This is a genomic window from Aeromonas sp. QDB18, assembly GCF_027705325.1.
Classification (GTDB): Bacteria; Pseudomonadota; Gammaproteobacteria; order Enterobacterales; family Aeromonadaceae; genus Aeromonas; species Aeromonas caviae.
On sequence record NZ_JAPDBQ010000009.1, the window covers coordinates 46,527 to 56,267 of the forward strand.

At 64.0% G+C, this 9,741-nt stretch carries 8 protein-coding genes; 6 read left to right on the forward strand and 2 right to left on the reverse strand.

Annotation, left to right across the window (positions count from 1 at the left end; all coding sequences use genetic code 11):
• Positions 1 to 6: 6 nt before the first annotated feature.
• The 4 genes from OKC30_RS03260 to ompA all read left to right on the forward strand — a co-directional run bounded on the left by OKC30_RS03260 (position 7) and on the right by ompA (position 5,908).
• A complete protein-coding gene (locus OKC30_RS03260) occupies positions 7 to 951 on the forward strand; it encodes a branched-chain amino acid transaminase (protein WP_039039680.1) in 945 nt (314 codons plus the stop codon).
• Between the two features lie 146 nt (positions 952 to 1,097).
• Complete coding sequence (gene ilvD, locus OKC30_RS03265) at positions 1,098 to 2,939, forward strand: dihydroxy-acid dehydratase (protein ID WP_160836760.1); 1,842 nt, start codon at positions 1,098 to 1,100, stop codon at positions 2,937 to 2,939.
• A gap of 64 nt (positions 2,940 to 3,003) precedes the next feature.
• Positions 3,004 to 4,536, forward strand: coding sequence for a threonine ammonia-lyase, biosynthetic (gene ilvA, locus OKC30_RS03270; protein ID WP_160836758.1), 1,533 nt, complete (start codon positions 3,004 to 3,006; stop codon positions 4,534 to 4,536).
• Positions 4,537 to 4,777: 241 nt separating this feature from the next.
• Positions 4,778 to 5,908: a porin OmpA gene (gene ompA / locus OKC30_RS03275; RefSeq protein ID WP_048209598.1), complete on the forward strand. Its 1,131-nt coding sequence runs from the start codon at positions 4,778 to 4,780 to the stop codon at positions 5,906 to 5,908.
• A gap of 52 nt (positions 5,909 to 5,960) precedes the next feature.
• Here the strand turns inward: ompA and OKC30_RS03280 are convergent, their stop codons facing one another.
• The gene (locus tag OKC30_RS03280; RefSeq protein ID WP_010676081.1) at positions 5,961 to 6,419 is read right to left on the reverse strand and encodes an HPP family protein; all 459 of its coding nucleotides are present in this window, start codon (positions 6,417 to 6,419) and stop codon (positions 5,961 to 5,963) included.
• An 87-nt stretch (positions 6,420 to 6,506) separates the two neighbouring features.
• On the opposite strand from OKC30_RS03280, the gene OKC30_RS03285 reads away from it, so the two are divergent.
• A complete protein-coding gene (locus tag OKC30_RS03285; RefSeq protein WP_160836756.1) occupies positions 6,507 to 7,046 on the forward strand; it encodes a TetR/AcrR family transcriptional regulator in 540 nt (179 codons plus the stop codon).
• Here the strand turns inward: OKC30_RS03285 and priA are convergent.
• Positions 7,043 to 9,250, reverse strand: coding sequence for a primosomal protein N' (gene priA, locus OKC30_RS03290; RefSeq protein WP_160836754.1), 2,208 nt, complete (start codon positions 9,248 to 9,250; stop codon positions 7,043 to 7,045). The two genes, OKC30_RS03285 and priA, sit on opposite strands and share 4 nt — an antisense overlap.
• 147 nt (positions 9,251 to 9,397) lie before the next feature.
• Here priA and rpmE point away from each other — a divergent pair, with 147 nt between their 5' ends.
• Positions 9,398 to 9,613 (forward strand): 50S ribosomal protein L31, encoded by a 216-nt coding sequence (rpmE, locus tag OKC30_RS03295; RefSeq protein ID WP_010676078.1) that lies wholly within the window; start codon positions 9,398 to 9,400, stop codon positions 9,611 to 9,613.
• The last annotated feature ends 128 nt before the right edge of the window (positions 9,614 to 9,741 follow it).

Consider the following 9,741-nt stretch of genomic DNA (forward strand, 5'->3'; position numbering starts at 1 on the left):
AAGCCAATGTCACAGCCTTCCCAATCCGCCGCCCACCCCCAATACATCTGGTTCAACGGCAAGCTGGTCCCCTGGCAGGATGCCCAGGTGCATGTCATGAGCCATGCCCTGCACTACGGATCCTCGGTGTTCGAGGGGGTGCGGGCCTATGACACTCCCAAGGGGACTTGCATCTTCCGCCTGCAGGAGCACACCCGCCGCCTGTTCGACTCCGCCAAGATCTACTGGATGGACGTCCCCTACAGCGAGTCTGAGGTGAATGAAGCCTGCCGCACCGTGGTGCGCGAGAACGGCCTGAAGAGCGGCTACCTGCGCCCGCTGGCCTTTGTCGGCAACGTGGGGCTGGGGCTGCATCCGCCGCTGGATGCCAAGGCCGACCTCATGGTCGCGGCCCTGCCCTGGGGCGCCTACCTCGGTGAAGAGGGGTTGAAAAACGGAGTGGATGTGTGCGTCACCTCCTGGAACCGGCTCGCTCCCAACACCATCCCGACCGGTGCCAAGGCGGGGGGCAACTATCTCTCTTCCCAGCTCATCAGCCGCGAGGCCAAGCGCAACGGCTTCGCCGAGGGGCTGGCGCTGGATGTGAACGGCTATCTGAGCGAAGGGGCGGGGGAGAACCTGTTTCTGGTGAAGAACGGCGTGCTGTTCACCCCGCCCGCCACCGCCGCCATCCTGCCCGGCATCACCCGCGACACCATCATGACGCTGGCGCGCGACTTGGGTTACGAGGTACGCGAGCAGGCGCTGCCCCGTGAAGCGCTGTACGTCGCAGACGAAATCTTCATGACCGGCACCGCCGCCGAGGTGACCCCGGTGCGCTCGGTGGATCGGATGAAGGTGGGCGCCGGTTGCCGTGGCCCGGTGACCGAGCAGTTGCAGAACGCCTTCTTCGGCCTGTTCAACGGCAAGACCGAAGACAAGTGGGGCTGGCTGACGCCGGTCAACGACTGATGATAGCGGGGAGGCGTCACGCCTCCCCGAGTCGCTTCCGGTGAAGGCTCCCCGAGGTGCCTTCACCAGGATCGATTCCCGATCCGCGAATCACACATTCATGTTGAAAGACAATGCGCCCCAGGGGCATTCAGGGAGTAGAGACAATGCCGAAGTTGAGATCCGCCACCACCACCCACGGACGTAACATGGCCGGGGCCCGCGCCCTCTGGCGTGCCACCGGCATGACCGATCAGGATTTCGGCAAGCCCATCATCGCCGTGGTCAACTCTTTCACCCAGTTCGTGCCGGGCCACGTCCACCTCAAGGATCTGGGCCAGCTGGTCGCCCGCGAAATCGAGGCGGCTGGCGGGGTCGCGAAGGAGTTCAACACCATCGCCGTGGATGACGGCATCGCCATGGGCCACGGTGGCATGCTCTATTCCCTGCCGTCCCGCGAACTCATCGCCGACTCGGTGGAGTACATGGTCAACGCCCACTGTGCCGACGCCATGGTCTGCATCTCCAACTGCGACAAGATCACCCCGGGGATGCTGATGGCTGCCCTGCGCATCAATATCCCGGTCATTTTTGTCTCCGGCGGTCCCATGGAAGCGGGCAAGACCAAGCTCTCCGACCAGATCATCAAGCTGGATCTGGTGGACGCCATGATCCAGGGCGCCGACCCCAAGGTCTCCGATGCACAGAGCGATCAGATCGAGCGCAGCGCCTGCCCCACCTGCGGCTCCTGCTCCGGCATGTTCACCGCCAACTCCATGAACTGCTTGACCGAGGCACTGGGTCTCTCCCAGCCGGGCAACGGCTCCCTGCTGGCAACCCACAGCGACCGCGAGCAGCTGTTCAAGCTGGCGGGCCAGCGTATCGTCACTCTGGCCAAGCGCTGGTATGAGCAGGACGATGCCTCGGCACTGCCGCGCAACATCGCCACCAAGGCGGCGTTCGAGAACGCCATGGCGCTCGACATCGCCATGGGCGGCTCCACCAACACCGTGCTGCACCTGCTGGCGGCAGCCCAGGAGGCGGGCGTCGACTTCACCATGGCCGACATCGACCGCATGTCCCGCAAGGTGCCCCAGCTGTGTAAGGTGGCGCCTTCCACCCAGAAGTACCACATGGAAGATGTGCACCGCGCCGGCGGCGTGGTCGCCATCCTGGGTCAGCTGGAAAAAGCGGGCCTGGTGCACGGCGATGCCCGCAACGTGCTGGGCACCTCCCTGGTGGAGCTGCTGGCCGAATATGACGTCAGCCGCAGCAATGACAAGGGGGTTCACGACTTCTACCGTGCAGGCCCTGCCGGCATCCGTACCACCAAGGCGTTCAGTCAGGATTGCCGCTGGCCCGAGCTGGATCTGGACCGCGCCGAGGGGTGCATCCGCTCCTTCGATCACGCCTACAGCCAGGAAGGTGGCCTGGCGGTCCTCGCTGGCAACCTCGCCCTCAACGGGGCCATCGTCAAGACCGCCGGGGTGGACGAGGAGAACCTCACCTTCCGCGGCCCGGCCCGGGTATTCGAGAGCCAGGAGAGCGCGGTGAGCGGCATTCTGGACGGCACGGTGAAAGCCGGTGAAGTGGTGGTGATCCGCTACGAGGGCCCGAAAGGGGGCCCCGGCATGCAGGAGATGCTCTATCCCACCACCTATCTGAAATCCATGGGATTGGGCAAGGCGTGTGCCCTCATCACCGACGGTCGCTTCTCCGGCGGTACCTCGGGTCTCTCCATCGGTCATGTCTCCCCGGAGGCGGCCTCTGGCGGCACTATCGGTCTGGTAGAGGATGGCGACATCATCAACATCGACATCCCGGCCCGCAGCATGGTGCTGGAGGTGGCCGACAGCGTGCTGGCCACCCGTCGCGCCGCCGTCTCTGCCCGTGGCTGGAAGCCGGTCGATCGTCAGCGCGAGGTCTCCTTTGCCCTGCGCGCCTACGCCATGTTCGCCACCAGCGCCGACAAGGGCGCGGTGCGCGATCGCACCCTGCTGGGGGAGTGAGAGAATGAACTGTCATGATATGGGCGCATTGCGCGCCCTTCGCCACGAGACGGGGGTATAAACCATGGTCTCTGCGGCGGATTATCTACGCAAGGTGCTGCTCTCCCCCGTCTACGAGGCGGCGCGGGTCACCCCCTTGCAAACCCTGAAGAAACTCTCCGAGCGGCTTGGCAATCACGTCAGCCTGAAGCGGGAGGATCTGCAACCGGTTCACTCCTTCAAGCTGCGCGGCGCCTACCACAAGATCGCCACCCTGACCCAGGAGCAGAAAGAACGCGGCGTCATCGCCGCCTCTGCCGGCAACCACGCCCAGGGGGTCGCCCTGTCGGCCGCCAAGCTCGGCATCAAGGCGATCATCGTGATGCCCAAGACCACGCCGGACATCAAGATCGACGCGGTGCGCCGTCAGGGCGGCAACGTCATGCTGTTTGGCAACAGCTTCGATGAGGCCTACGGCGAGAGCCGCCGCCTCGCCGAGTTGGAGGGCTACACCCTGATCCCGCCGTTTGACGACGTCGAGGTGATCGCCGGGCAGGGCACCATCGGCAAGGAGCTGCTGGAGCAGGATACCCACCTCACCCACGTCTTCGTGCCGGTGGGCGGCGGCGGCCTGGCCGCCGGGGTGGCGGTCTACATCAAGCAGCTGCTGCCGGATGTGAAGGTGATCGGGGTGGAGGCGGAGGGCTCCGCCTGCCTCAAGGCGGCGCTGGCGGCTGGCGAGCCGGTCAATCTGGACCGGGTCTCGCTGTTTGCGGACGGGGTGGCGGTCAAGCGCATCGGTGAGGAGACCTTCCGGCTGTGCAACCAGTATCTGGACGAGGTGGTGACCGTCTCCAACGACCAGATCTGCGCCGCACTGAAAGACATCTTCGATGACTGCCGCGCCATCGCCGAGCCATCGGGGGCCTTGTCGCTGGCCGGCCTCAAGGCCTACAGCGAGCGGGAGCAGGTGAAAGGGGGGCGGATGGCGGCCATTCTGTCCGGCGCCAACGTCAACTTCCACAGCCTGCGTTACGTGTCGGAGCGCTGCGAGATCGGCGAGAAGCGCGAGGGCATGCTGGCGGTGACCATCCCCGAGCGCAAGAGGGCCTTCCTCGACTTCTGCCGTCAGCTGGGGCCCCGCATGGTGACCGAGTTCAACTACCGCTATGCGGACGCGGAGCAGGCGTCGCTGTTCGTCTCGGTGCGCCTCACCGGCGGTGACGAGGAGCTCGGCCAGATCATCGATCAGCTCGGTGGCAACGGCTACCCGGTGGTCAACATGACCGAGAGCGAGCTGGCCAAGAACCACGTGCGCTACATGATTGGCGGCCGCCCGGCCCGGCCCCTCGGTGAACGGCTCTACAGCTTCAAGTTTCCGGAGCAGCCGGGGGCCCTGATGCGCTTCCTGGAGACCCTCGGCTGTCGCTGGAACATCAGCCTGTTCCACTACCGCAACCACGGTGCCGACTACGGCCGGGTGCTCTGTGCGTTCGAGCTGCCGGACGAGGACGTGGCCGCCTTCCACGACTACCTGCACGAGATTGGCTACGGCTGGAAAGAGGTGAGCGAGGATCCCGCCTACCGCCTGTTCCTGGCGAGCCAGGGCAGCCAGTGAGCCATCCCCTTGCCAGATGAAAAACGAAGAGCCCGGCTCTTCGTTTTTTTATGGGCAACGCGCCGGCCCCCATGATTGGGGGCACGGTGGCTGATAATGTCGCCAATATCACACTCCTGAGACCCTGGTCGTTTGAGGCTGGTTGCAGATGGGATAATCTGAATGCGGGGCTTGGGTTCAGGGCCCCGTCAGGGAAGAGAGACGCAGCCGCGTCATAACAATTCATTGCAGGGGCTCATCCATGAACAGATCTATGCTCGCCGTCCTGATCGGCGCTTTGATGGCAACAGGGACGGTGCAGGCTGCCGCCCAGGACAACACCTGGTATGTCGGCGGCAAGGCCGGCTGGTCAAATTATTACGGGGTGGATTACAACGCTCAGGTCGAAGAGCTGTTCGATGCGACCAAGGTGAACGAGAACAGCGATGATCTCGGTCTGGGGCTGTTTGCCGGTTATCAGGTGAACAGAAACGTGGCGGTTGAGCTCGGCTATGACTGGCTCGGCAAGTATCAGGTGGACAAGCACTACTCGGGCAACGGGGTTGATTTCGCACTCGATGGCGAGGCCAAGGCCCAGATGGTGCAGGCCACCATGAAGATTATCCTGCCTGCAACCTCGGCACTGGATATCTACGGCCGTCTCGGGGGGGCCTATGCCTGGACCGAGAGCTCACTCAACGTCAGGGCCAGCGATGGCACCAGCAGCCTCTCCGAATCCCATGAGGGCAACAAATATCATGGTGCCGCCTTTGTCGGGGCGCTGGGGGTCGAATACGCCATCGACAAGGATTGGGCCGCCCGCCTCGAATACCAGTACACCACCCCCCTTGGGAAGACTTCCCTCGACGAGTCAGGCATCGAGATGGACAACGGCCTGCTGTCGGTCGGCATGCTCTATCGCTTCGGCCAGATCGGCGACGAGCCGGTGGCACCAACGCCTGCGCCCGAACCTGCGCCCGCCCCGGCCCCCGTGCTGGTGGAGAAGCAGTTCAGCCTGGATTCCGATGTGCTGTTCGAGTTCAACAAGGCGACCCTGAAGCCAGCCGCCAGTCAGGCCCTCGACAACCTGTTTGCCCAGATCCTGGCAGCCAATCCGAAAGACGGGGTGGCGACGGTGATCGGTCATACCGACCGCATCGGCTCGGAGGCCTACAACCAGTCCCTTTCCGAACAGCGTGCCCGCACGGTGGCGGATTATCTCATCGCCAAGGGATTGTTTGCCGACAAGGTGCGTGCCGAAGGGCGGGGAGAGTCTTCGCCCGTGACCGGGGGCAGCTGCCCGGATGGCGCCAAGGCGCAGATGATCGCCTGCCTGGCCCCGGATCGCCGGGTCGAGGTGCGCCTGACCGGGGTCTCCCAGGTTGCCGAATAAGCCATCTTTGCCTTGCTATTAAACAACGAGGGGGCCTTGGCCCCCTCGTTGTTTATGTGGGTGTGAGCCGTGACGTTTGCAGCCGCCTGGCGCAATGACTCACCATGATCAGCAGCAAGGCGCCGGGCAGCACTGTTTGCCAGAGGAAAGGCCAGGACTGGGTGGTGAGCAGGATCAACAGTGGATTGGCTCCGGCAGGGGGGTGGATCAGCCCCAGTCCCTGCATGAGTGCAATGGACAGGCCCACACCCAGCGCCAGCTTGAGTTCCATCGGTAGCGGTAGCAATTGCACCACCAACCCCACGGTGGCCGATAACAGGTGGCCTCCCAGCACGTTCTGCGGACGGGCCAGCGGACTGTCCGGCAGGGAGAAGAGCAGCACACAGCTTGCCCCGAACGGTGCCATCAACAGGGTCGACTGCCAGCTCATGTCCAGCCAGCCGAGCAACATTATGGCCAGGCAGGCACCGAGCCCTGCCAGCCAGGCACTTCGCCATCGTCTTGTTTCCATCTCCTGTCTCCTTGTCTGTGCCGGATCACTTGATCCAGCCTGCGACATTAGGTAGACAGATCGGTGTACTTCAAGAGGAAAGTCACCATGAGCGACAAACGGCAACAGCTGATGACGACAGCCTATCGGCTGTTCAATCGTCACGGTTTTCACGCCACCGGCATCGATCGCATCTGGGCCGAGGCGGGCAGTACCAAACGCACCCTCTATCGCCACTTCCCCACCAAGGATGTCTTGATCGAAGCGGTGCTGATGGCACGGGATGCGGAGTTCTTTGCCCTGCTCGATGCCAGGATGGATGGGGTGTCGGGACGGGAGGCCAGGTTGCTGGCACTGCTCGATGGCTTTGCGGACTGGTTTGGCCGCAGCGACTTCTACGGCTGCAACTTCATCAACGCGAGCGCCGAGTTCTCCGATCCTCGCCACCCGGTGCGCAAGCTGGTGGTGGCCCACAAGCGTGCGTTGCTGAACTGGGTCAGGAAGGCCCTCGAATGCACCGAGGTGCAGGCCACCGGGTTATGCCTGCTGTTGGAAGGGGCCGTGGTGATGGCCCACAGCTATCAGCAGCCCCTGGCTCTGGAACAGGCCAGGGTGTTGGCGGAGGCCGTGCTGGCAGAGCCGCGCTAGTTCAGTTCCGTGGGGTCGATATCCAGGCTCCAGCGCACCCGCTTGGTCTCGGGCCACCCCTCCAGCTCCTTCACCGCCCAGTCGAGCAGCTGGGCCAGTGGTGCCCGGCTGGGCCCCTGCACCAGCAGCTGCATGCGAAACTTGCCCGCCTTGCGCTCCATGAAGCCGCTGATGGGCCCGAGCACCTGCACCTGGGGATAGCGGGCGCTGCGCAGGGTATCGGCGAGACGACTGAGGAACAGCTGTACCTCGTCGCGGCCGTTGGCCTCGGCCCGAAACAGCCCCTGATGGCTGAACGGTGGCAGCCCCAGCAGGCGGCGCTCTTTCAGCGCCGTGTCGGCGAAGTGGCCATAGCCGTTCTGGGTCAGATCCTGCAGCAGGGCGTGTTCGGGATGGTGGCTCTGCAGCACCACCAGCCCCGGTTTGCTGGCGCGACCAGCCCGGCCCGCCACCTGGGTGTAGAGCTGGGCCAGCTTCTCGGCGGCGCGAAAATCGGCGCTGAACAGGGCGCCATCCACATCCAGCAGCCCTACCAGGGTTACATCCGGGAAGTGGTGGCCCTTGGCCAGCATCTGGGTGCCGATCAGGATCTTGTACTTGCCCGCCTTGATGTCGCCGAGGTGCGTCTCCAGCTCCCCCTTGCGGCGGGTGTTGTCCCGGTCGATGCGCACCACCGGATATTGCGGGAACACGGTGCCGAGCAGTTGCTCCAGCTGTTCGGTGCCGACCCCGGAGCCGATGAGCTCGCTGCTGCCACACTCGGGACAGTGGTGGGGCAACGGGCGCACGCTGTCGCAGTGGTGGCAGTGCAGCCGTCGCCCGGCCTGATGCCAGGTGTACCAGGCGTCGCAGCGCTCGCAGGCGGCACTCCAGCCGCACTGGTGGCAAATCAGAGCCGGGGCATAGCCACGGCGGTTGAGAAACAGCATCACCTGGTTGCCCGCCGCCAGGTGCTCTGCCATCAGCTGTTCCAGCTGGGGGGAGAGGCCCGCCTGCAGCCGCACGTTCTTGATGTCGAGGATCACCTGGCGAGCGGTCTGGGCGTTGCCGGCGCGGCGAGTGAGAGTGAGGTGGTGATACTTGCCGCTGCGGGCGTTGTGCAGCGTCTCCAGCGACGGGGTGGCAGATCCAAGCAGGATGGGAATGCCGGCGCGATGGGCCCGCATCACTGCCAGATCCCGCGCGTGGTAGCGAAAGCCGTCCTGTTGCTTGAAGGAGCCGTCGTGCTCCTCGTCGATGATGATGATGCCGAGGTCCTTGAACGGCGTGAACACCGCAGATCGGGTGCCGATCAGAATGGCGGCACCGCCGTCGCGGCAGGCGAGCCAGGCATCGAGCCGCTCCCTGTCGTTCATGGCGGAGTTCATCGCCACCACGGGCACGTTGAAGCGGCGCCGGAAGCGGTTGATGGTCTGGGGGGTGAGGCCAATTTCCGGCACCATCACCAGCGCCTGCTTGCCCGCCTTGAGCAGGGGCTCGAGGATGCTGAGGTAAACCTCGGTCTTGCCGGAGCCCGTGATGCCGTCCAGCAGGAAGGCACCGAACTTGTTGCTCTGGCTGGTGACGGCGGCCACCGCCAGCGCCTGCTCGCCGTTGAGGCGCAGCCCCTCACCCGGCTCGAAGCGGGTGGCCCAGTCGCCATCATGGCTCGGCTCCAGCGAGCGCTTCTCCAGCAGTCCCTTCTTCTCCAGCGCGGTGAGGGCCGCGCTCTGGATCTCCTCCTGTTTGAGGGCGGAGGGGGTCTGCGGCCCCTTGCGCAGCAGGGCGAGGGCCTGCTGCTGCTTGGCCGCCCGCTTGAGCTCGTTGAGGTCGATGGCCATGCCCGCATCGGTGGCAAACCAGAACTCCAGCTCCCGATAGGCGGCGGGCTCCCCCTTGCGCACCAGCACCGGCAGGGCGTGGGGCAGTACCTCCCCCAGCGGGTGCTGGTAGTAACCGGCGCTCCAGGCCATCAGCGCCAGAATGTCGGGCCCCAGCACGGGGGCGCTGTCGAGCACCCTCTTCAAGGGCTTTAATTTGTTGCGGGGGACCAGGCTCTCGGTCGGGTGATCCACCACCAGACCGACCAAGGTCTGCGGGCCGAACGGGATCTCGACCCGGCAACCGGGGGCAGGCAAGGGCAGGGGAGAGAGATAGTCGAAATGACGGCGTAACGGCACCGGCACAGCCACACGAACCAGATCCAGCGTTTGGGAAGAATTCACCAGGGGTTGCCTATTTTTTCTGCGAAGCCACTTGCCTGATCTCAGGCGTTTCCTATATTATTCGCAGCCTTTGAAACTGTGTTCAACAATCGTGTGGTGTCCGACAAGAGATCGGATGGCGACACGGCCTGATAATTGAGGTTGTCCATGAAAGCTGGTATCCATCCTGACTACGTAGCCATCACCGCCAAGTGCTCTTGCGGTAACGTCATCAACACCTTCTCTACCATCGGTAAAGATCTGAACCTGGACGTGTGCTCCGAGTGCCACCCGTTCTACACCGGCAAGCAGAAAGAAGTTTCTAGCGGCGGCCGCGTAGACAAGTTCAACAAGCGTTTCGGTGGCTTGACCTCCAAGAAGTAATCTTGCTTCTGAAGAATTCTGAAAAAGGCGCCCATCGGGTGCCTTTTTTATGGTTCTTCGCGGGATCTTGGGGAAGTGGAAGTTGACAGACAGGGTGCTGGTAAACTGGCTGTCTCCAAACACACCAC

What these genes read in the sequence shown, in the direction of transcription:
- OKC30_RS03285 (WP_160836756.1), top strand. Translation starts at nt 6,507, where the DNA reads ATGAGCGACAAACGGCAACAGCTGATGACGACAGCCTATCGGCTGTTC.
- rpmE (WP_010676078.1), top strand. Translation starts at nt 9,398, where the DNA reads ATGAAAGCTGGTATCCATCCTGACTACGTAGCCATCACCGCCAAGTGC.
- OKC30_RS03280 (WP_010676081.1), bottom strand. Translation starts at nt 6,419, where the DNA reads ATGGAAACAAGACGATGGCGAAGTGCCTGGCTGGCAGGGCTCGGTGCC.
- ilvD (WP_160836760.1), top strand. Translation starts at nt 1,098, where the DNA reads ATGCCGAAGTTGAGATCCGCCACCACCACCCACGGACGTAACATGGCC.
- ompA (WP_048209598.1), top strand. Translation starts at nt 4,778, where the DNA reads ATGAACAGATCTATGCTCGCCGTCCTGATCGGCGCTTTGATGGCAACA.
- OKC30_RS03260 (WP_039039680.1), top strand. Translation starts at nt 7, where the DNA reads ATGTCACAGCCTTCCCAATCCGCCGCCCACCCCCAATACATCTGGTTC.
- ilvA (WP_160836758.1), top strand. Translation starts at nt 3,004, where the DNA reads ATGGTCTCTGCGGCGGATTATCTACGCAAGGTGCTGCTCTCCCCCGTC.